Origin of the sequence: Streptomyces sp. NBC_01210, from assembly GCF_036010325.1 — a bacterium.
In the GTDB taxonomy this organism is placed as follows: domain Bacteria; phylum Actinomycetota; class Actinomycetes; order Streptomycetales; family Streptomycetaceae; genus Streptomyces.
Window position 1 is genome coordinate 1,317,818 of the sequence record NZ_CP108549.1, and the last position, 20,329, is coordinate 1,338,146.

At 70.5% G+C, this 20,329-nt stretch carries 20 protein-coding genes and 2 pseudogenes; 14 read left to right on the forward strand and 8 right to left on the reverse strand.

Annotated features, from left to right (window positions below):
- Positions 1-52 precede the first annotated feature (52 nt).
- The 3 genes from bioD to OG735_RS05810 all read left to right on the forward strand — a co-directional run bounded on the left by bioD (position 53) and on the right by OG735_RS05810 (position 1,861).
- Positions 53-766, forward strand: coding sequence for a dethiobiotin synthase (bioD, locus tag OG735_RS05800; RefSeq protein WP_327322056.1), 714 nt, complete (start codon positions 53-55; stop codon positions 764-766).
- A 4-nt stretch (positions 767-770) separates the two neighbouring features.
- Entirely contained in the window at positions 771-1,124 is a 354-nt protein-coding gene (locus tag OG735_RS05805) for a VOC family protein (protein WP_327322057.1), read from the forward strand.
- A gap of 62 nt (positions 1,125-1,186) precedes the next feature.
- Entirely contained in the window at positions 1,187-1,861 is a 675-nt protein-coding gene (locus tag OG735_RS05810) for a class I SAM-dependent methyltransferase (protein ID WP_327322058.1), read from the forward strand.
- Positions 1,862-1,880: 19 nt separating this feature from the next.
- On the opposite strand, the gene OG735_RS05815 is transcribed toward OG735_RS05810, so the two are convergent.
- Together OG735_RS05815 and OG735_RS05820 are read right to left on the reverse strand one after the other, a co-directional pair.
- On the reverse strand, positions 1,881-2,252 hold the full coding sequence (locus tag OG735_RS05815; protein WP_327322059.1) for a fic family toxin-antitoxin system, toxin component: 372 nt from the start codon (positions 2,250-2,252) through the stop codon (positions 1,881-1,883).
- Positions 2,249-2,545 carry an antitoxin gene (locus tag OG735_RS05820; RefSeq protein WP_327322060.1) on the reverse strand — a complete coding sequence of 99 codons (297 nt, stop codon included), beginning with the start codon at positions 2,543-2,545 and terminating at the stop codon, positions 2,249-2,251. Before OG735_RS05820 ends, OG735_RS05815 begins: the two co-directional genes overlap by 4 nt.
- A gap of 164 nt (positions 2,546-2,709) precedes the next feature.
- Here OG735_RS05820 and OG735_RS05825 point away from each other — a divergent pair, with 164 nt between their 5' ends.
- The 5 genes from OG735_RS05825 (at position 2,710) to OG735_RS05845 (ending at position 9,135) form a co-directional block, all read left to right on the forward strand.
- Positions 2,710-3,522, forward strand: coding sequence for an ABC transporter ATP-binding protein (locus OG735_RS05825; protein WP_327322061.1), 813 nt, complete (start codon positions 2,710-2,712; stop codon positions 3,520-3,522).
- A gap of 7 nt (positions 3,523-3,529) precedes the next feature.
- Positions 3,530-6,094, forward strand: coding sequence for an ABC transporter permease (locus OG735_RS05830; RefSeq protein ID WP_327322062.1), 2,565 nt, complete (start codon positions 3,530-3,532; stop codon positions 6,092-6,094).
- 109 nt (positions 6,095-6,203) lie between these two features.
- On the forward strand, positions 6,204-6,626 hold the full coding sequence (locus tag OG735_RS05835) for a GNAT family N-acetyltransferase (RefSeq protein ID WP_327322063.1): 423 nt from the start codon (positions 6,204-6,206) through the stop codon (positions 6,624-6,626).
- Positions 6,627-6,787: 161 nt separating this feature from the next.
- Positions 6,788-8,125 (forward strand): hemolysin family protein, encoded by a 1,338-nt coding sequence (locus tag OG735_RS05840; RefSeq protein ID WP_327322064.1) that lies wholly within the window; start codon positions 6,788-6,790, stop codon positions 8,123-8,125.
- On the forward strand, positions 8,122-9,135 hold the full coding sequence (locus tag OG735_RS05845; RefSeq protein WP_327322065.1) for a hemolysin family protein: 1,014 nt from the start codon (positions 8,122-8,124) through the stop codon (positions 9,133-9,135). The genes OG735_RS05840 and OG735_RS05845 overlap by 4 nt, the downstream gene beginning before the upstream one ends.
- Here OG735_RS05845 and OG735_RS05850 read toward each other — a convergent pair.
- Positions 9,132-9,383 carry a holin gene (locus tag OG735_RS05850; protein WP_327322066.1) on the reverse strand — a complete coding sequence of 84 codons (252 nt, stop codon included), beginning with the start codon at positions 9,381-9,383 and terminating at the stop codon, positions 9,132-9,134. The genes OG735_RS05845 and OG735_RS05850 overlap by 4 nt on opposite strands.
- A 50-nt stretch (positions 9,384-9,433) precedes the next feature.
- The gene (locus OG735_RS05855; RefSeq protein ID WP_327322067.1) at positions 9,434-10,438 is read right to left on the reverse strand and encodes a maleylpyruvate isomerase family mycothiol-dependent enzyme; all 1,005 of its coding nucleotides are present in this window, start codon (positions 10,436-10,438) and stop codon (positions 9,434-9,436) included.
- 58 nt (positions 10,439-10,496) lie between these two features.
- On the opposite strand from OG735_RS05855, the gene OG735_RS05860 reads away from it, so the two are divergent.
- From OG735_RS05860 to mug, 3 genes are read left to right on the forward strand one after another with little or no spacing between them, the layout of a single operon-like run.
- Positions 10,497-11,276 carry an SGNH/GDSL hydrolase family protein gene (locus OG735_RS05860; protein ID WP_327322068.1) on the forward strand — a complete coding sequence of 260 codons (780 nt, stop codon included), beginning with the start codon at positions 10,497-10,499 and terminating at the stop codon, positions 11,274-11,276.
- A 59-nt stretch (positions 11,277-11,335) separates the two neighbouring features.
- A complete protein-coding gene (gene purB / locus OG735_RS05865) occupies positions 11,336-12,778 on the forward strand; it encodes an adenylosuccinate lyase (protein WP_327322069.1) in 1,443 nt (480 codons plus the stop codon).
- Complete coding sequence (gene mug / locus OG735_RS05870; RefSeq protein ID WP_327328216.1) at positions 12,775-13,314, forward strand: G/U mismatch-specific DNA glycosylase; 540 nt, start codon at positions 12,775-12,777, stop codon at positions 13,312-13,314. The genes purB and mug overlap by 4 nt, the downstream gene beginning before the upstream one ends.
- Here the strand turns inward: mug and OG735_RS05875 are convergent.
- The gene (locus OG735_RS05875) at positions 13,311-13,742 is read right to left on the reverse strand and encodes a hypothetical protein (protein WP_327322070.1); all 432 of its coding nucleotides are present in this window, start codon (positions 13,740-13,742) and stop codon (positions 13,311-13,313) included. The two genes, mug and OG735_RS05875, sit on opposite strands and share 4 nt — an antisense overlap.
- A gap of 208 nt (positions 13,743-13,950) precedes the next feature.
- Between OG735_RS05875 and OG735_RS05880 the strand changes: the two are divergent.
- Positions 13,951-15,239: pseudogene (locus OG735_RS05880) on the forward strand (ATP-binding protein).
- 91 nt (positions 15,240-15,330) lie between these two features.
- On the forward strand, positions 15,331-16,488 hold the full coding sequence (locus tag OG735_RS05885) for an ROK family protein (protein WP_327322071.1): 1,158 nt from the start codon (positions 15,331-15,333) through the stop codon (positions 16,486-16,488).
- Between the two features lie 39 nt (positions 16,489-16,527).
- Here OG735_RS05885 and OG735_RS05890 read toward each other — a convergent pair whose 3' ends face one another.
- A complete protein-coding gene (locus OG735_RS05890; RefSeq protein ID WP_327322072.1) occupies positions 16,528-17,292 on the reverse strand; it encodes a GntR family transcriptional regulator in 765 nt (254 codons plus the stop codon).
- A 250-nt stretch (positions 17,293-17,542) separates the two neighbouring features.
- Complete coding sequence (locus OG735_RS05895; protein ID WP_327322073.1) at positions 17,543-18,427, reverse strand: RNA polymerase sigma-70 factor; 885 nt, start codon at positions 18,425-18,427, stop codon at positions 17,543-17,545.
- Between the two features lie 170 nt (positions 18,428-18,597).
- Between OG735_RS05895 and OG735_RS05900 the strand changes: the two genes are divergently transcribed.
- A complete protein-coding gene (locus tag OG735_RS05900) occupies positions 18,598-19,428 on the forward strand; it encodes an alpha/beta fold hydrolase (protein WP_327322074.1) in 831 nt (276 codons plus the stop codon).
- Positions 19,429-19,464: 36 nt separating this feature from the next.
- Here OG735_RS05900 and OG735_RS05905 read toward each other — a convergent pair.
- A pseudogene (locus tag OG735_RS05905) lies at positions 19,465-20,304 on the reverse strand (DMT family transporter); the annotation flags it as partial.
- Positions 20,305-20,329: the final 25 nt, after the last annotated feature.

The following is a 20,329-nucleotide window of genomic DNA, read 5'->3' on the forward strand; positions in this document are numbered from 1 at the left end:
CGGGGCCCGAGCCGCAGGGCGTGCAGGTGAACAGAGAGACAGAGGCGTAGCAATGGCAGTCATCGTCGTTACCGGGACCGGGACCGAGATCGGTAAAACCGTCGTCACCGCCGCCGTTGCCGCGGTCGCGCGGGGGCGAGGCGCGTCCGTGGCCGTGGTGAAACCCGCGCAGACCGGGGTGGCTCCCGGCGAGGCGGGCGACGTGGACGAGGTGGTGCGGCTCGCCGGGCGTGTCAGCGGGGTTGAGATCGCGCGTTATCCCGAGCCTCTCGCTCCCGCGACCGCCGCGCTGCGCGCCGGGATGGACGCCGTCCGGCCGCGGGACATCGTCCAGGTCGTGGAGAAGCTGACCACGGAGCACGACCTGGTCCTGCTCGAAGGGGCCGGCGGCCTGCTCGTGCGGCTCGACGAGGAGGGGGCGACGCTCGCCGATGTCGCGGGGCTGCTCCGCGCGCCGCTGCTGGTCGTCGTACCCGCCGGGCTGGGGACGCTCAATACCACCACACTGACCGGGGAGGCCCTGCGCGCACGGGAGTTGGAGCAGCTCGGGGTGGTCGTCGGCAGCTGGCCCGCCGAGCCGGATCTGGCCGCGCGATGCAATCTCGCGGAGCTGCCCGAGGCGGCCGGGGCGCCGCTCCTCGGGGCCGTGCCGCAAGGGGCCGCAGCGCTGGCTCCGGCCGAGTTCCGGGCGCGGGCCGCCAGTTGGCTCGCGCCCACCCTCGGCGGCGACTGGAACGCCGACGCGTTCAGCGCCGCCGTACGCTGACCCCATGCGCGCACGGATCGACGAGATCGTCTTCGACTGCCACGACCCCGCACGGCTTGTCCGCTTCTGGGCGGAGCTCCTGGGCGGGGAACCGGTGGACCGCAGCGCCGACTGGTCGTACATCGAACCGCCCGGTTTCGTACGGGTCGCCTTCCAGCGCGTACCCGAGGGCAAGTCCGTCAAGAACCGGCTTCACCTGGATCTCGACGCGGGCGACGTCGACGCCGCGGCCGTCGAGGCGGTACGGCTCGGCGCCGTACGGGTGGGGGCGGTCGTGACCGACGACCAGGGACGGTTCCAGGTTCTGCGGGACCCGGAGGGAAACGAGTTCTGTTTCGTCGGCGGCTCGAGCGGCTGACTGGCGCCGTACAGGGGGAGAATGGCGGTGTGACCGGCTCGTCCGTCCCAAGGAGGCCCGCGATGCCTGTGCGCAGCACCAAAGTGCCCCGGGACGCCGTCCACCATCCCGTCTTCTCGCGCGTCTACGCCAAATTCAGTGGGCCGGCGGACGTCAGAGCGGGAATCGCGACCTACCGCCATGAGCTGCTGTCCGGTCTCTCGGGCCGGGTGATCGAGATCGGCGCGGGCAACGGTCTGAACTTCGCGCACTATCCGTCGGCGGTCTCCGAGGTGGTGGCGATCGAACCCGAGCGCACCCTGCGGAAGTTGGCGGTGGACGCCGCGCAGCGCTCCGATGTCCCGGTGGACGTGGTGCCGGGCGCGGCCGAGGCGCTGCCGGTCAAGAGCGAGGCGTTCGACGCGGCCGTGGTGTCCCTGGTGCTGTGCTCCGTACGGGATGTGCGGCGGGCGCTCTCCGAGATCAGACGAGTCCTGCGGCCCGGTGGTGAACTGCGGTTCTTCGAGCACGGGCTGGCCGATGGCCGGACCATGGCGAAGACCCAGCGCGTCCTGGACCGTACGGTCTGGCCGCTGCTCTTCGGCGGCTGTCACACCGCGCGGGACACCGTCGCCGAGATCGAGGCCGCCGGCTTCGATCTCGGGATGTACCGCAGGCTGCGGGTGCCGGAGAAGGGGCCGAGGACGCCCGCGTCCTCCTGCGTCCTCGGCGTGGCACGGCGGCCCGTCGGTGATTGAGCCAGGCCTGATCAGGCGCTCACCCGCGCCACTGCCGCAGCTCGTCGGCGATGGCCCTGACGTCCGCCTTGCCCTGCTTGACCAGCCGTGCCAGGTCCCGCACCTGCTCCGGCGAGGTGACCACCCTCAGCCCGCTGGCGACGAGATAGCCGTAGGCGACGGCCGAGGCGAACATGGCGTTGGAGTGCTCGAGCGCGGGCACATGGAGCAGCAGCTGGAGCAGCGCGGCGGCCCTGGCATGCGGGTCGCTGTAGACGGCGATGCCGAATATCTCCGCCTCATGACGGCTGACGGCGGCGACGAGCGCGCCCCAGTCGGTGACCTGCGGATCGCCGGGGGTCTTGTGCTCGGCGACCATGAGCAGCCAGGCGAGGTCGATCGAGAGGTTCAACGCTTGCCTGCGCGGCCGGTGCCTGTGTCCTTGTCCTTGCCCGCGCCTTTACCCGCGCCGTCACTCGCGCCGTCACTCGCGCCGAACTCGCCGAACTCCTCCGCGAACACGGACTCGTACTGCTTCATGAAGTCGGACGCCGCCTCGACAAAAGTACGTCCCACCTCACCCGCGTCCTGCTTGACGAGTTCCTCGATGTAGCGGTTCACGCTCATCCCGCGCTGAAGGGCCCGCTGGCGCGCTGCCTCGGCGGTGGTCTCGTCCACGCGTACATTCAACTGAGTCTTCGCCACACCATCACGCTAGCGCCAGAACGCTAGCACCGGCAAGGGGTCCGTCAAGTGCCCCTTACATCGACCCCGAGGACCGAACCTCCGGGGGATACCGACACCCGCACACCCCCTCTACGCTCGCCTCCTGTACGGGAGTTGGAGCGGCCACGACCCGGGAGGCAGCCTTGTCCACACCTGCCACTGCACCCACCCACGACCACGCCGCGGATGTGCCGCTCGCCGCCCGGGCGCGGGCCCTGACCAAGGCGTACGGCACGGGCGAGACGACCGTGCGCGCCCTGGACGCGGTCAATGTCGACATCGCGCGCGGCCGGTTCACCGCGGTCATGGGCCCGTCAGGTTCGGGGAAGTCCACGCTGATGCACTGCCTCGCCGGCCTCGACACCGTCTCCGCCGGCCAGGTCTGGCTGGGCGACACGGAGATCACCGGCCTGAAGGAGCGTGAGCTCACCCGGCTGCGCAGGGACCGGATCGGCTTTATGTTCCAGGCGTTCAATCTGCTGCCCACACTCACCGCCGCTGAGAACATCACGCTCCCCATGGACATCGCCGGGCGTAAACCCGACCGACAGTGGGTGGATCAGGTCATCGACACGCTCGGGCTGCGGGACCGGCTCAAACACCGGCCGGCCGAGCTCTCCGGCGGGCAGCAGCAGCGGGTCGCCTGTGCCCGTGCGCTTGCCTCCCGCCCCGAGCTGATCTTCGCCGACGAACCGACCGGCAATCTCGACTCGCGCGCGGGCGCGGAGGTACTCGCCTTCCTGCGCGAGGCCGTCGACCGGCTGGAGCAGACGGTGGTGATGGTGACGCACGACCCCGGCGCGGCCGCCCATTCGGACGTGGTGCTGTTCCTCGCGGACGGACGGATCGTGGATGTCATGCCGGACCCGACCGCCGAGGCCGTGCTGGAGCGCATGCGCCTCTTCTCCGGGGCATCGCCCCAGACCCCGGGCTCCGACGCCCTGCGCAGGAGCTGAGGCCACGATGCTGAAGGCGACGCTGCGGAGTTTCTTCGCGCACAAGGGACGGCTGCTGCTGTCGGCGCTGGCGGTGCTTCTGTCGGTGGCCTTCGTCAGCGGCAGTCTGATCTTCTCGGACACCGTCTCCCGTACCTTCGACCGGCTCTTCGCGTCCACATCGGCGGATGTGACCGTCGCGGCGAAGGAGGGCATCGACGAGCGTCTGCCGACCGGAGTGGTACAGACGGTCCCGGCCGGTCTCGCGGACCGTATCGGCTCGGTCGACGGGGTCAAGGCCACCCACATCGACGCGGCCGTGGAGAACATCACCGTCGTCGACTCCACGAACAAGGCGGTCGGGCCGACGACCGGCGCACCCACCATCGCCACCAACTGGTATGTCACCGAACGCAGTCCGGTGAAGCTGACCAGCGGGCGCGAACCGAAGAGGCCTGGCGAGGCGCTGCTCGACAAGGACACCGCCGACAAGAAGAACGTGCGCATCGGGGACACACTCACCGTGCTCGCACAGCCCGGCTCGTTCAAGGTCGAGATCGTCGGCATCGCGACCTTCACCACCACCAACCCCGGTGCCGCGCTGGTCTTCCTGGACACTCCGACGGCCCAGACCAAGTTGCTGGGCCGGCCCGGCGTGGCCTCCTCGATCTCGGTGGACGCCGAGGAGGGGGTGAGCGATGCGACGCTCAAGCAGCGGATCGCCGCCGAGCTGGGTGATGCGTACGAGCTCAAGACCGCCGACGAGCAGGCCGAGTCGGCCGCCGCCCAACTCGGCGGATTCCTCGATGTCATCAAGTGGGTGATGCTCGGCTTCGCCGGTGTCGCGGTCCTCGTCGGCATCTTCCTGATCGTCAACACCTTCTCCATGCTGATCGCGCAGCGCACCCGTGAGCTGGGTCTGCTGCGGGCACTCGGCGCCGACCGCCGCCAGGTGCGCAGGTCGGTCCTCACCGAGGCGCTGCTGCTCGGCCTGGTCGGCTCGACGCTCGGGCTGACCGCCGGGATCGGACTCGCGGCCGGGCTGATCGGGCTGATGGGCCTGCTCGGGATGAACCTGAGCGCCGCCGAGATGGTGGTCGGCGTGGGGACGCCGGCGTCCGCGTACGCGGTCGGCGTGGGTGTCACCTTCGTGGCCGCGTATCTGCCGGCCCGGCGAGCGGCCCGGGTCTCCCCGATGGCCGCGCTCGCGGATTCCGAAGTCGCCGGTGTGGGGCGGCCGTTGAGGGTCCGTGCGATCGTGGGGACGGTGGTCGCCGCGGCGGGCGCGGCCGCGCTCGCCGGATGCGCGGTGAGCGAGAAGACCGCCACCGCGTCCTCGCTGCTGGGTCTCGGCGTGGTGCTGACCCTGATCGCCACGGTGGTGGCGGGGCCGCTGCTGGTACGGCCGGTGATCCGGGTGCTGGGCGGGGCGTTCCCCAAGATCTTCGGATCGGTCGGCCGGATGAGCCAGCGCAACGCGCTGCGCAATCCGCGGCGCACCGGCGCCACCGCCGCCGCGCTGATGGTGGGCCTGGCGCTGGTGGGCGGGCTCTCGATCGCCAGCGCCTCGATGACCAAGTCCTTCGACGACCAGATCGACAAGACACTGGGTGCCGACTTCGTCGTACAGAACAGCAACTTCATGCCGTTTCCGCAGGAGATCACGGAAAAGGTGCAGGGCGTCGAGAGCGCGGGCACAGTCGTTCGGCAGCGTTTCGCGCCGGTCGCGCTGAACCTTCCGGACGGGAAGCGGGTGGAGTCGACGGCTTCGGGCTACGACCCGCAGCTGGACGAGGCTGCCAGGATCACCTACGCGAGCGGGGACACGGCGGCGGCGCTGGCACCGGACAGCGTCGCCATGGACCGGAAGTACGCGGCGGACCACACGGTGCGGATCGGCTCCGTACTGCCGGCCGAGTTCCCCGGCGGGCAGAAGGCCCGGCTGACGGTCGGGGCGCTCACCGACATGGACCAGAGCGGCGGCCCCGGGATGGAGGGCGGCCTGTTCATGGGCCTCTCCACCGTGGAGAAGTATCTGCCGGGCGGGCAGGACGCCGCGCTGTACGTCAACGCCGCGAGCGGCAGCGATGTGAAGGAGCTCCGCAAGGGCCTGGAAACGGCGCTCGACCGCTATCCGCAGGTGCAGGTCAGGGATCAGGCCGACTACAAGGAACTGATCCGGCAGCAGATCGCCGTGATGCTCTATCTGGTGTACGCGCTGCTGGGTCTGGCGATCGTCATCGCGGTGCTGGGTGTGGTCAACACCCTTGCTCTGTCGGTGGTGGAGCGGACCCGCGAGATCGGACTGCTGCGCGCCATCGGGCTCTCCCGGGTCCAGCTGCGACGCATGATCCGGCTGGAGTCCGTCGTGATCGCGGTCTTCGGAGCACTGCTCGGGCTGGCGCTGGGCATGGTGTGGGGCGTGGCGGTGCAGCAAGTGCTGGCACTGGAAGGGCTGAAGGCGTTCGCCGTGCCGTGGGGCACGATCGTCGCGGTCGTGATCGGCTCGGTGGTGGTCGGGCTCGCGGCAGCGGTACTGCCGGCTCTGCGCGCCTCGCGGATGAATGTGCTGGCCGCCATCGCGCACGAATAGGCAGCTGCGGGAGGGTGACCCGCGGCATCTGACCGGCGGCATCGCGCGGGGTGTCCCGAACGCTGAAAGTCGGTGACAGGCCCACCCCGGCCGTGCTTGGCTCCGGATCATGACCGACCTGTATATACGCACCGCGGCGGCGGACGAGGCGGAGACCATCCTCGCCTTCTGGAAGGAAGCGGCGGAGGGCACGAGCATCACGGACGACGTGGACGGGGTCACCAGGCTCATCGAGCGTGACCCGGAGGCGCTGATCCTCGCCGAGTCCGACGGCGTGGTGGTCGGCTCGGTGATCGCCGGGTACGACGGCTGGCGCTGTTCGCTGTACCGGCTGGCCGTACTGCCCTCCCACCGCCGCCGGGGGATCTCGACGGCACTGCTCGAAGCAGCCGAGAAGCGATTTCTGGCCGTGGGCGGCAGGCGCGGCGACGCCATGGTGCTGGAGGCGAACGAGCGGGCCCAAGGGGCGTGGGCCGCGGCCGGCTACCACCGCGAGGACCACTGGCGCCGCTGGGTGAAGCCGTTCGCGTAGGCGGCCGCCGCCATACCGACCCACTTTGCCGGTCCTTTACCATGGGTGAACCATTCACCCCCGTACGAAAGGTGTGAGCGTCCGTCCATGGGCGAGCCTCCCAGTAGCCGACATCGCGCATTCCTCCTGCCCCTGCCCGATCATGGGACGGAGGTGAACCGATGACCGAAGTGCTCTTGCTCCTCGTGGCGGTACTGCTCTCGGTCGCCTGCGGAGCCTTCGTCGCGGCGGAGTTCTCCCTCACCACGGTCGAACGCGGCGACCTCGAACGGGCCGCCGAGCGCGGCGAGCGCGGGGCGGCGAGCGCGCTCAAGGCCGTACGCAGCCTCACCTTCCAGCTCTCCGGGGCCCAGCTCGGCATCACCGTGACCAACCTGGTCGTCGGCATGCTCTCCGAGCCGTCGATCGCCAAGCTGATCCGCGGACCGCTGGAGGCACTCGGCGTCTCCCCCTCCGTGGCCTCGTCGGCGGCCCTGGTCATCGGTACCGCGCTGTCCACCGTCGTACTGATGGTCGTCGGCGAGCTGGTCCCGAAGAACTGGGCCATCTCGTCGCCGCTCGCCGTCGCGAAAGTGGTGGCCCCTCCACAGCGAGTCTTCACCGCCGCCTTCAAGCCCTTCATCAGCCATCTCAACAACACCGCCAACCGCATCCTGCGCCGGCTCGGCATGGAGCCGACCGAAGAGCTGGCCTCCGCCCGCAGCCCGCAGGAACTGGTCGCCCTGGCCCGCCACTCCGCGAAGGAGGGCGCGCTGGAGGCGGACACCGCGGAGCTGTTCGTACGCACCCTCAAGCTGGCCGAGCTGACCGCCGAGAACGTGATGACCCCCAGGGTCCAGGTCACGGCCCTCGAAGTGCAGGCCACCGCCGAGGACGTCGCCAACGCCACGCGCGCGACCGGGCTGTCCCGCTTCCCGGTCTACCGGGGCAACCTGGACAGCGTCGTCGGCATAGCGCACATCAAGGACGTCCTTGCGGTGCCGGCCGAACGCCGTCCGCGTCACCCGGTCTCCAAGCTGATGCGCGAGCCGCTGCTGGTGCCCGAGACGCTGACGGTGGACCGGCTGCTGGACCGGCTTTCCGGCAAGAACACGATGGCCGTCGTCATCGACGAGTACGGCGGTACGGCCGGTGTCGTGACGCTGGAGGACATCGTGGAGGAGGTCGTCGGCGAGGTGCGCGACGAACACGATCCGCACGAGACTCCGGACCTGGTTCCGGCGGGCGAGGACGCTGACGGACGCTCCCTCTGGTCGGCGGACGGAGCGGCCCGGACCGACCAGCTGGAGCGGATCGGACTCCGGGTGCCGGAAGGACCGTACGAGACGCTCGCCGGTCTGATCGCCACCGAGCTGGGGCGCATCCCCGCCGAGGGCGACCGCATCGATCTGGAGGGCTGGCGGCTCGACGTCGTCGACGCCTCCGGGCGGCGGGCAGCACGCGTGCTGCTGCACGCGCCGCTCCCGTCGGCCGACGAGCCCGAGGAGGCCGGACGATGACCGCGATCCAGCTCCTCATCGGCCTGCTGACCCTGGTGGTCAACGCCTTCTTCGTCGGCGCCGAGTTCGCCCTGATCTCGGTGCGCCGCAGCCAGATCGAGCCGGCGGCGGAGACCGGGGACCGGCGGGCGCGCAGCGTCATCTGGGGCCTGGAGCATGTCTCGGCGCTGCTGGCGGCGGCCCAGCTCGGCATCACGCTCTGCACCCTGGTGCTCGGCATCGTCGCCGAGCCCGCCATCGCGAATCTGCTGGAGCCGGTGTTCAACGCGGTGGGTGTGCCGCACGGCCTGGTCCACCCCATCTCGTTCGTGATCGCGCTGACCGTGGCGACGTATCTGCACATGCTCCTGGGCGAGATGGTGCCGAAGAACATCGCACTGGCGGAGCCCACGCGGTCCGCGCTGCTGCTCGGCCCGCCGCTGGTCACGCTGGCCCGGACACTGCGCCCGGTGATCTTCACCATCAACGCCTTCGCCAACGGTCTGCTGAAGCTGCTGCGGGTCGAGGCGAAGGGCGAGGTGGCCGCCACCTACTCGGACGCCGAGCTGGCACGGCTGGTGCGCGACGCCGGCGATGCCGGGCTGCTCGACGACCGCTCGGCCGAACGGCTGCGCGATGCGCTGGAGCTGGGGCGCAGGCCGGTGCGGGACGTCGTGGTACCGGTGGAGCGGGTGGTGTACGCCCGGGTCGGGACCACGCCCGAGCAGCTGGAGCGGCTGGCGACGGAGTCCGGGTTCTCCCGTTTCCCTGTGGTGGACTCGAACAACCGGATCCTCGGCTATCTCCATGTGAAGGACGCGCTGGACGCGACTCCGCGCGACCAGCCGTTTCCGGTCACGGCGATGCGTCCGATCGCGCGGGTGCGGGCGACGACGCCGCTCGACGATGTGCTGACCGCGATGCGGCGCAGCCGTACCCACCTGGCGGCCGTCGTGGACGACAACGGCACACCCGTGGGGCTGGTGACGATGGAGGACGTACTGCGCGAGCTGGTCGGCCGGCCTCGCTAGCGCGCCTCTGTGGCCTTGACGGCCCGCTCCGTGGTCTCGGTGAGACCCGGGCCGGGTCGTCCTGCTGTGGCGGCGCCGATGGCGGTGAGGACAGCGAGGAGGGTGGCCAGGCCCGCGGTGGCGAGGGCGGCGAGCCAGTCGACGTCGAAGAGGTTCGTCGCACCGGCCGTCAGAACGGCGACAAGGGACTGGGCGAAGGTGCGGACGGCGCGTTCCGCCGTGGCCTTCCAGAAGTCTGCAGTGAACATGCTCTGGACATACTGCGGAACGCACCGTACCGACAGCCCTCGCGTCAGATCTAGAGCGCGGTCGCGCCCAGCCAGGCGTCCAGAACCGCTCGATCGCCCAGGACACCGAAGCGCTCGTCGTCCGCGCGGAGGCGCCCGTACACGAGCAGCAGAAGATCGCCCGCCGCCGCCTCGACGCCGACGGCGGCCTCCGCCGCGTTCTTCGTCCAGCCGAAACCGGCCTGCCCGAAGGTGATCGTCCAGCTGGCGCCGGCGTCCGTGGCCGACAGCCGGACCGAGCCGTCCGCCAGGACACCGACGGGCCCGGCGAGCCAGGAGAAGTACGGCAGATTCTCCAGGAACTCTTCTATGCCGTCGGCCGCCGTGCCCGCCGGGATGCGGGGTTCGAGACCCAGGGCCAGTTCGGCGTCGGCGAGATGGACGACAGCCTCGAAGTGCAGTCGGCGCGGGAAGAAGCGCACACGCTGGTCGGCGCCGTGGGACCACATCGGCGTCTCGGGATCGACGGTACGCAGGGTGCGCAGCGTGGCCTCGGCGCTGCGGGCCAGCCACTGCGGGTACGCCTTCGGGTCGTCGGGAAGCTCGAGTGGCACATCCCGCGACCAGACGCGCTCGGCGGCCCGGGTCCGTACGAGATGTTCCATCCAGCGGTGCGTGGTGCCGTGGTGCCTGACGAGGTCGGCGAAGGTCCAGCCGGGACAGCTGGGCACGAGCGTGGCGGGGTCCACGTCCCGTACGGTCTCGACGAACCGGCGCGCCAGCTGTTCCACGGCGTCGCAGTACAGCTCGTGCTGATCGTCGTCGAGGCCGAATCCCTCGGGTATCCGCAGCAGATCCTCCCGCCAGACCCCGTCGGGCTGCCGCGCTGCCGCGCGGCGCAGGAGTGCGGAGAGGGCACGGCGGTCGGCGGGCGACAGCCGGTCGAGCAGATACCCGGTCGTCTCCAGCCATTTCACCGCGATGTCCGGGTCGAGCACATCCTCGTCGCAGGTGTCGATCGTGGTCACAACGTCGGCCAGCGCCTCGGCCAGCGCGTTCAGCAGCGCGTCACTCACGGGGCTCCCTCCTGGTACGGAACCGGGGGACCTTACCGCGCGGTAGGATCACTCCGCCATGGAGATGAATGCCAACTACACCAGTTTTGTCGCGGTAGGCGATTCCTTTACCGAGGGCATGTCCGACCTGTTGCCCGACGGCTCGTACCGTGGCTGGGCGGATCTCCTCGCGGGCCGGCTTGCGGCACGCGGCCCGGGTTTCCGCTACGCGAATCTCGCCGTGCGCGGAAAGCTCATCGGGCAGATCGTCGACGAGCAGGTCGACGTGGCGGCCGCGATGCAGGCGGACGTGGTCACGCTGGTCGGCGGGCTCAATGACACGCTGCGGCCCAAGTACGACATGGGACAGGTGCACGGGCTCCTGGAGGAGGCTGTGGACAAGCTCGCACCCTCCTGCAAGCAGCTGGTGCTGATGCGCAGCCCCGGCCGCAACGGGCCGGTGATGGAACGGTTCCGCCCCCGCATGGAGGAGCTGTTCGCGTACGTCGACGAGCTGGCCGCCCGGCACGGTGCGCTGGTGGTGGATCTGTACGGGTCCGACGTGCTCGGCGATCAGCGGCTGTGGGACGTGGACCGGCTGCACCTGACGGCCGAGGGGCACCGGCGGGTCGCCGAGGCCGTCTGGCAGAAGCTGGGCCTGGAGGCGGAGGACGACTGGCAGGCTCTGCTGCCGCCCGTGGTGCGGACCGGCTGGGCCTCGCGGCGGGTCGGCGATCTTCGGTTCGCGCGCCAGTACTTGGGGCCGTGGATCGGGCGACGGCTGACAGGGCGCTCCTCGGGTGACGGCCGGCCCGCGAAGCGGCCCGAGCTGCTGCCGTACGAGCCGCCGCTCTCGTAGCAACCTACAACCGGGGCCGCGGCGCTGGCCTGCAGAAACCGCCAGTAGAATCTGGTTACGTGACTGCTGTGTCTGCGAAGCCTCGCATCCCCAATGTCCTGGCCGGCCGCTACGCCTCTGCGGAGCTGGCCGTCCTGTGGTCCCCCGAGCAGAAGGTGAAGCTGGAGCGTCAGCTCTGGCTCGCGGTGCTGCGCGCCCAGAAGGACCTCGGCATCGAGGTGCCCGAGGCCGCGCTCGCCGACTACGAGCGTGTGCTCGACCAGGTCGACCTGGCGTCGATCGCCGAGCGCGAGAAGGTCACCCGCCACGATGTGAAGGCGCGGATCGAGGAGTTCAACGCGCTCGCGGGCCATGAGCAGGTCCACAAGGGCATGACCTCCCGCGATCTGACCGAGAACGTCGAGCAGCTGCAGATCCGGCTCTCGCTGGAGCTGATGCGCGACCGCACCGTCGCGGTGCTGGCGCGCCTGGGCAAGCTTGCCGGTGAGTACGCCGAGCTGGTCATGGCCGGGCGCTCGCACAATGTCGCCGCGCAGGCCACGACGCTCGGAAAGCGCTTCGCGACCGCGGCCGACGAGCTGTTGGTGGCGTACGGACGGCTCGAGGACCTGCTCGGCCGCTACCCGCTGCGCGGCATCAAGGGCCCGGTCGGCACCGCGCAGGACATGCTCGACCTGCTGGGCGGGGACGCCGCGAAGCTCGCGGAGCTGGAGCAGCGCATCGCCGGGCATCTGGGCTTCGCGCACGCCTTCACCTCGGTCGGCCAGGTCTACCCCCGCTCGCTCGACTACGACGTCGTCTCCGCACTGGTGCAGCTGGCCGCCGCGCCGTCCTCCATCGCCAAGACGATCCGGCTGATGGCCGGGCACGAGCTGGTCACCGAGGGCTTCAAGCCCGGCCAGGTCGGCTCCTCCGCGATGCCGCACAAGATGAACACCCGCTCCTGCGAGCGCGTCAACGGCCTGATGGTCATCCTGCGCGGCTACGCGTCGATGACGGGCGAGCTGGCGGGCGACCAGTGGAACGAGGGCGACGTCTCCTGCTCGGTGGTGCGCCGGGTGGCGCTGCCCGACGCGTTCTTCGCCTTCGACGGGCTGCTGGAGACGTTCCTGACCGTGCTCGACGAGTTCGGCGCGTTCCCCGCCGTCGTCGCCCGTGAGCTGGACCGGTACCTCCCGTTCCTCGCCACGACCAAGGTCCTGATGGCCGCGGTGCGGGCCGGGGTGGGCCGTGAGGTGGCACACGAGGCCATCAAGGAGAACGCGGTCGCCTCGGCGCTGGCGATGCGCGAGCAGGGCGCCGAGCGCAACGAGCTGCTCGACAAGCTCGCCGCTGACGAGCGGATCCCGCTGGACCGCGCGCAGCTGGACGAGCTGATGGCCGACAAGCTGTCGTTCACCGGCGCGGCCGGCGATCAGGTGGCGGCGGTGGTCTCCCGTATCGAGGAGATCGTCAAGCAGCACCCGGAGGCCGCCGGTTACACCCCGGGGTCGATCCTCTGACCCCCGACGAGCTCGAGGCCGCCCGCAACCGCATCGTTCCGGATGTGGTCGCGGGCGGCCTTTCCGTGCTCTTCTGCGGCATCAACCCCGGCCTGATGACGGCGGCGACGGGCCATCACTTCGCCCGGCCCGGCAACCGGTTCTGGCCCGTGCTGCATCTGTCGGGGTTCACGCCGTATCAGTTCAGGCCCGCGGAGCAGGAGAAGCTGCTCGACCACCGTCTCGGCATCACCAATGTCGTCGCGCGGGCCACGGCGCGCGCCGACGAGCTGAGCGACGAGGAGTTCCGCGAGGGCGGGCGGCTGCTCACCGCCAAGGTGGAGCGGCTGCGGCCGCGGTGGCTGGCGGTCGTCGGCGTCACGGCCTACCGCACGGCTTTCGGCGACAAGAAGGCACAGATCGGGCGGCAGGAGCGCACGATCGGTGAGACGAGGATCTGGGCGCTGCCCAACCCGAGCGGGCTCAATGCCCACTGGACCGCGCAGACGATGGCTGAGGAGTTCGGCAGGCTGCGGTCTGCCGCCGAGGCGCCCTAGCGCGGATCTGTCGCGGTCACGACCGCCAGCAGTTGTGTCCCGGAGGCGCCTATCGCTATCCAGCGGTCGTCGATCCGCCACAGATGCAGATACGACAGCAGAGCACTCAGCCGGAGCCATGGTTCCGGCACATCTTCGTCCGCGTCGGCGCGCAACCCGGTACCGATGAGACTGAAGTAGTCGGGCTCGCCCCAGCGTTCCGTCAGCGCGTCCAGCAAGGCCTCGTGTTCGGCCGCGCGCTGCTCCGCGTCCGTCTCCGCGCCCGTGTCCCCATCCGCGTCACTGTCCGCGCCGTGTCCGACATGCCCGTTCAGCTCCGCGATATGGAATCCCGGACCTTCGGTGCCGACGTCCGACGGGCCGGGCTCCGCGGGGAACCCCCGGGAGCGCAGCAAGTCGATCGTGTCGAGGTGCTGTGCCGTGGTCATGCCTCCAGTAAACCGGCAGGCACTGACAACTGGCAGTCCGTCAGCAGCCGCAACGGGCCTGCGGCGCAGGATCCGGCCACCAACAGGCTTGGCCCCGGCCAGAGACGGAACGTCGAGTTTCCCGCCCGGGTTTGTGCACAGTGGCGCAGGACCCGTCGCATCGTCGCCCCTAGCCTCACCGGAACAGCACGAACGAGGGGCGGTACCGATGAACTGGCTCATCCACGACTACCGCGAGAGCGATCTCGCGGCAGTGGTCCACCTGATCGACACCACGGCCGAACTCGGCCAGGAGTCCGTCTTCTCACTCGCCGAGTGCATCGGTGCGCTCACCTCCCGGCAGCCCGCCGTCGTCGCCGTTCACCAGGGCGTCCCCATCGGGGCGGCGCTCGCCTGTGTGGCCGGTGAGCGTGCCTGGGTGATGCGCATCGCCATTTCCTCGGCCTGGCGCGGCCGGGGACTGGCCAGCGCACTCCTGGTGGAGCTGGAGCGGCGGCTCGTCGCCGCCCGGGTGGGCCGTATCGCCTATGTGCTGCCCGAGGAGGAGCTCCTCGGCGAGGGGCTGCTCAACGCGGGCTACACGCGGCAGCCCGCCGTGGCCTACTTCGAGAAGGTGGAGCCGCTGCACGCCCCGCTGCCAGTCTGCTGGAGGACCTCGGCGGACGGTTCCTGCCGAACGACCTCTGGGCCAAGGTGGCCGGCATGGAGGCGGAGAAGGACCTGATCGAGCGACGCGTCGTCCTGCCGCTGGCGGAGCCGGAGCGAGCCGCGCGGCACGGGGTGCGGCCGCCGCGGGCCATCGCGCTGTTCGGTCCGCCCGGGACCGGGAAGACCACGTTCGCCAGAGGCATCGCCTCCAAGCTCGGCTGGCCGTTCGTGGAACTGCTGCCTTCCCGGCTGGCCGACGAGGGCAATCTCGCGGCGGCGCTGCGCAGCGCGTTCGCCCGGATCGCCGAGCTCGAGCGGGTACTCGTCTTCATCGACGAGGTCGAGGAGATCGCACCGGTCCGCACGGAGCCCGCACAGCCCGGCGGGATGCACGGTGTGACCAATGAACTGCTCAAGCTCATACCGGGCTTCCGGGAACGGGACGAGCGGCTGCTGGTGTGCGCCACCAACTCCATCCGCTCGCTCGACCCGGCCTTCCTGCGGCCCGGCAGGTTCGACTATCTGATCCCGATCGGCACCCCGGACGAGGCGGCGCGGGCGGCGATCTGGTCCCGGTACACGGACGGCCGGTCCGACGTGGATGTGACGGTACTGGTGGCGGCGACCGACCTGTTCACTCCGGCGGACATCGAGCATGCGGCCCGGATCGCCGCCCAGTGCGCGTTCGAGCGGGATCTGGAGACGATCGGCAGGGTTCCGGGCGATCAACGGGCGCTCGGCGCGAGCACAGAGGACTATCTGGCGGCCATCGCCCAGTGCCGGCCGACCGTGACGCCCGCGATGATCGAGCAGTTCGGCGACGACATCAGCGCCCACGCCCGGTTCTGAGGCGAGTCAGCCGCCCCGTACACCACTCGCCGCCTCTGCTGTCAACGAGTACGATCCGGCCAGACACGTGCTCGGGCTGGGAGGACACACGGTGGGGCGGCTGACCGGCGGAGATCCGTCGCTGCTGCGGCGAATCAACTCCGCGGTGGTACTCCATGCACTGCGGGGCGCTGACTGCCCCACGCTCACAGATCTGACCCGCATCACAGGGCTTTCCCGGCCAACGGTCGAAGGCGTCGTCGAGGGCCTCATGGAGACCGGACTGGTCGTCGAGAGCGTCCTCGAGGAGGGTGGCGCGCGCCGTCAGGGACGTCCGGCCCGGCGGTTCAGGTTCCGGGCCGAGGCCGGTCATCTGCTGGGCGTCGAAATCGGATCGCATCGGGTGGCGGCACTGCTGTCGGGTCTGGACGGACGCGTCATCGGCGCCGGGTCCCGGGATGTGTCCGAGACGGCCTCCGAGGACGAACGGCTGGAACGGGTGCGGCAGGTCGTCGCCGATGTACTGCGGCGTGCCGGTGTCGCACGCAGCAGCCTGCGCGCGGTCGGGGTCGGTTCCCCGGGCATCGTGGAGGCCGACGGCACCGTACGGCTGGGGACCGCGCTGCCGGGCTGGACCGGCCTGGCGCTGGGCGAGCGGCTGCGCAGGTCGTTCCGCTGCCCGGTGCTGGTGGAGAACGACGCCAATGCCGCCGCGGTCGCCGAGCACTGGAAGGGAGCCGCCACCGAGTCCGACGACATCGTCTTCGTGCTGGCGGGGCTCAGCCCGGGCGCCGGTTCGCTGATCGGCGGACGGCTGCACCGCGGCTTCGGCGGCGCGGCCGGCGAGATCGGGGCGCTGCATCTGCTGGGGCGCGAAGTGACCCCGGAGAAACTCCTGTCCACAACGGACGAGCCGCTGCATCCCCTCGACGAGCAGGCCGTGGCCGATGTCTTCGCCCTGGCCAAGCGGGGCGATCCCCGCGCGCAGGCCGCGGTCCAGCGGTTCATCCAGCGTCTGGTGCACGATGTGGCGGCGCTGGTGCTGGCGCTCGATCCGGAGCTGGTGGTGATCGGCGGCTGGGCGGCCGGACTCGACGGCGTACTCGATCCACTGCGCGACGAGCTGTCCCGCTACTGTCTGCGCCCGCCGCGGGTGACGCTCTCACTGCTCGGCGAGGCGGCCGTGGCGACCGGCGCGCTGCGCCTGGCGCTGGACCATGTGGAGGAGCAGCTCTTCGCCGTCGAGGGAACGGTGACGGCCCGCCGCTGAGCGCGAGCTCGGGCGACGGGCCGTATGCAGAGGCGGGACTCAGGATGCGCGGCGTTCCTGCTCGTGGTGGCTGATCTCCAGATCGCCGGAGTCCCCGAAGGTGAGCCGGCAGGTGTCGGCCCGGTAAGTGGCCACCGAGACGGCCGCGGTCCTGCCCTCGGAGAAGTAGCGGGTGGTGACGACCAGGACGGGCGCGCCCGGCAGCCGGTCGAGCTCCTTGGCGTCGTCGGCGCGCGCCGAGCCCAGTTCCACCGCGCGGTCCTGGCCCTCGAGCTCGAGGCGCTGGAGTTCACGCAGTACGCCACGGGCGCGGGCGGGGCCGGACGGCGCGTCGATCGCCGAGAGCTCGGGCACGGACGAGACCGGCACATACAGCAGCTCGGCCGCGACGGACTGGCCACGGCTGACGCGCAGCCTGCGCACCGTGTACGTCTCTTCGCCGGTGTCCGTCTCGAGCAGACGCGCCACCGCCTGGGGCGGCACCACTGTCGTGCAGTCGACGGACTGCCAGGCGTCCTGGCCGGTGCTGGGCCAGGCGGGCTCGGTGGTGGAGACGTCGACGCCCATGCGCGGCGGTGCGACGGTCGTGCCGACGCCGCGGCGTCGCTGCAACCGGCCTTCCAGCTCGAGCTGTTCGAGCGCCTGCCGGAGTGTGGCGCGGGCGACTCCGAAGCGAGCGGCGAGATCACGCTCGTTCGGAAGGATCTCACCGACCTCGAAGTCCGAGTCGAGCGCTTCGCCGAGCACGGTCTTGAGGTGCCAGTACTTAGGCTCCGGCACTGTTTCCAGCTGCGTGGTCCCCACCCTGATCCTCCGCAATCGCTGTGTCAGCAGCGGCTATTCCGCGCCCTTGTTTATTAAAGGTTCCTGCACTATCCCTGCGACCATAGGACGGCGCACCCCCTTGGTCAAGACCAATCCTGCGCCGGTTACGCAGTGGAACGAACCGGATTCGCAGAGCGTTCACAGGACGTTCGTCGCCCTGTGAAACGCAGGCAGCACAAAGACCCCGCGTCCGATACGGACACGGGGTCTGACGTGCGACGCGACGGTTCTACGCAGAAACGAGCGAGACGAGTTTGTCAGGGTTGCGCTGGATGTAGACGCATTGAATCCGTCCCTCCAGAACTTCCAACTGGAGGACGGTGTCCGGCTTTCCGGCGGACAGGACGAGAAGCGCCGGGCCTCCGTTGAGCTCGACGAAGCGGAGCTCCATATCCTGGATCGGCTGCTGCGCGACGGCGAAGAGGAAGCGTCCGACCTTGTCCACGCTCTGCATGACGCGCAGCGGCGCCTTGGACTTGCCGCCGCTGTCGCCGACCAGCCGCACATCGGGCGCCAGCAGGGACAGCAGCGCCTTCAGGTCACCGCCTGACGCGGCGTCCAGGAAGCGCTCGGTGAGATCGCGGCGTTCGGTGGGGTCGACGTCGTAGCGGGGCTTGCGCTCATCGACATGCTTGCGCGCCCGGCCGGCGAGCTGCCGTACCGCCGCCTCGGTCCGGTCGAGGGTGGTCGCAATCTCGCCGTAAGGGAATCCGAAGGCCTCGCGCAGCACGAAGACCGCGCGCTCCAGCGGCGACAGCGCCTCCAGGACGACCAGGACGGCGAGTGATACGGATTCGGCGAGGACGGCCCGCTCGGCGGTGTCGGGGACCGTGTGCCCGAAGTCGGTGGCGATCGGCTCCGGCAGCCAGGGGCCGACGTACGCCTCCCGCCGCGACTGGACGTGCCGCAGCCGGTCGATGGCGAGGCGGGTGGTGATCCTCACGAGATAGCCGCGTGGCTCCAGGACGTCGCCGCGCTCGTCGGCCGACCAGCGCAGCCAGGCCTCCTGCACCACATCCTCGGCGTCGGCCACCCGGCCGAGCATGCGGTACGCCACGCCGGTCAGAACGGGCCGGTGCTCTTCGAATACGTCAGTCACGATGTCTGCTGCCACCCGTCCATCCCAACCGACCTCGCACCGGCTGTCCAGGCGTTTCGGGTGCGTCGCACGGCACAGTCCGCGGCCGGCCCAGCCTGCCCACTTGAACTCGAAGCTACTGAGCGGTAATTGTTACTGACGGGCTGTCTAAAACAGGCGACCGGGCGACAACAGGGAGCAGCAGCATGGCCGCAGAGATCTCATTCTCCATCAAGTCCCCGCGGGGCAGCCGCACGCTGTCCGTCGCGTACGAGCGCTCCGGGGCGGGTGAGCCGCTGCTGCTGCTCCACGGCATCGGGCACCACTGGCAGGCATGGGAGCCGGTGCTGGGGATCCTGGCGGCCGAACGCGATGTCATCGCCGTCGACCTGCCCGGCTTCGGCACCTCACCGGCGCTGCCCGACGGCGTGTCCTACGACCTCACCACCGTGGGCTCGGTGCTCGGCTCGCTCTGCGAGGAGCTGAAGATCGAGCGCCCGCATGTCGTGGGAAACTCCCTCGGCGGACTGCTCGCCCTGGAGTTGGGACGCGAGAAGCTCGTACGGTCGGTTACGGCGCTCTCGCCCGCCGGCTTCTGGACCGAGGCCGAGCGGCGCTACGCCTTCATGACGCTGCGCGCGATGCGGCTCGGCGCCCGGTCGATGCCGCTGCCGCTGATCGAGCGGCTGTCCCGGACGGCCGCCGGGCGGGCGGCGCTGATCAGCAGCATCTATGCCCGGCCCGGCCGGCGCTCACCCGAGGCGGCCGTCGCCGAGACTCTCGCGCTCCGCGACGCCACCGGCTTTCATCAGACACTCGCCGCCGGCCGCTACGTCCTGTTCACCGACGATGTGCCCGACGTGCCGGTCACCATCGGCTGGGGAACGAAGGACCGGCTGCTGCTGCGCCGCCAGGGCATCAGGGCCAAGCAGGCCATCCCGGGGGCGCGGCTCGTGCGGCTGCCCGGCTGCGGCCATGTCCCCATGAACGACGACCCCGCACTTGTCGCGCGCGTCATCCTGGACGGCAGCCGCTGACCGCCCCCTGAACACGCCCGAGCCGAGGGCCGCGCCCGCTCCGACCAGCACACCGCCCGCCGCCTGGGCCGGGCCGAACGTCCCCGTACCGACCAGGGGCGCGGTCAGCGCGGCGGATACGGGGATCAGTCCGGAGAAGAGCGTGGCGCGTTCGGCGCCGATGCGCTGGACGCCCATGTACCACCAGACAAAGCCGACGACGGTGACGACGGCCGCCTGCCACAGCAGCGCCAGGGTCTCCGCCTGAGTGGGCGTGCGCAGAAAGCCCGAGCCGTCGAGGACGAGGCCGAAGACCGTGGACTCGACGGCAGCGATGCCACAGACGGTGGCGGTGAGCAGTTTGGGGCCGAGCGTTCGCAGCACGGGTCCGGCCAGCACGGCGAAGCCGACCTCGCCGGCCAGCGCACCTGCCGACCAGGCGATTCCCGCCGGTCCTGTACGGCCCCACCCCTGGACGGCGAAGGCGCCGGCCGCGACGAACAGGGCTCCGTACAGCACGGGGCGAGCGGGCCGACGGCCGTCCAGGAGCGGTACGAGTACGGCGACGATGACGGGGGCGCAGCCGACGAACACACCGGGAACGGCGGGTTCCGAGGTGCGTTCCGCCGCCAGGATCGCCAGGTTGAAACCGACCATGCCGACGGCGGCGAGCAGTGCGAGCCGTCCCCACTGCGGCAGGCGGAGGGCACGCAGCGGCAACACCACCGCCCGGCCGCCGAGCAACGGCAGCAGGAGCAGGCAGGCGAGGGCGTAGCGCAGCGCCTGGCCGCCCGCGTAGGGATAGTCGCCGAGCACGCTGTTGGCGGTGAAGGAGGCGCCGACGAGGAGGTAGGCCACGGTGACGAGCAGCGCCGCGCGCAGGGAGTTCACGTTCATGGGGGCGACGCTAGGGAGCGAGGCG

Bases quoted from the DNA above. Each gene is read 5' to 3' on its own strand.
- OG735_RS05860 (WP_327322068.1), top strand. From the start codon at position 10,497: ATGGAGATGAATGCCAACTACACCAGTTTTGTCGCGGTAGGCGATTCC.
- OG735_RS05805 (WP_327322057.1), top strand. From the start codon at position 771: ATGCGCGCACGGATCGACGAGATCGTCTTCGACTGCCACGACCCCGCA.
- OG735_RS05835 (WP_327322063.1), top strand. From the start codon at position 6,204: ATGACCGACCTGTATATACGCACCGCGGCGGCGGACGAGGCGGAGACC.
- OG735_RS05830 (WP_327322062.1), top strand. From the start codon at position 3,530: ATGCTGAAGGCGACGCTGCGGAGTTTCTTCGCGCACAAGGGACGGCTG.
- OG735_RS05875 (WP_327322070.1), bottom strand. From the start codon at position 13,742: ATGACCACGGCACAGCACCTCGACACGATCGACTTGCTGCGCTCCCGG.
- OG735_RS05810 (WP_327322058.1), top strand. From the start codon at position 1,187: ATGCCTGTGCGCAGCACCAAAGTGCCCCGGGACGCCGTCCACCATCCC.
- OG735_RS05840 (WP_327322064.1), top strand. From the start codon at position 6,788: ATGACCGAAGTGCTCTTGCTCCTCGTGGCGGTACTGCTCTCGGTCGCC.
- OG735_RS05850 (WP_327322066.1), bottom strand. From the start codon at position 9,383: ATGTTCACTGCAGACTTCTGGAAGGCCACGGCGGAACGCGCCGTCCGC.
- OG735_RS05845 (WP_327322065.1), top strand. From the start codon at position 8,122: ATGACCGCGATCCAGCTCCTCATCGGCCTGCTGACCCTGGTGGTCAAC.
- OG735_RS05900 (WP_327322074.1), top strand. From the start codon at position 18,598: ATGGCCGCAGAGATCTCATTCTCCATCAAGTCCCCGCGGGGCAGCCGC.
- bioD (WP_327322056.1), top strand. From the start codon at position 53: ATGGCAGTCATCGTCGTTACCGGGACCGGGACCGAGATCGGTAAAACC.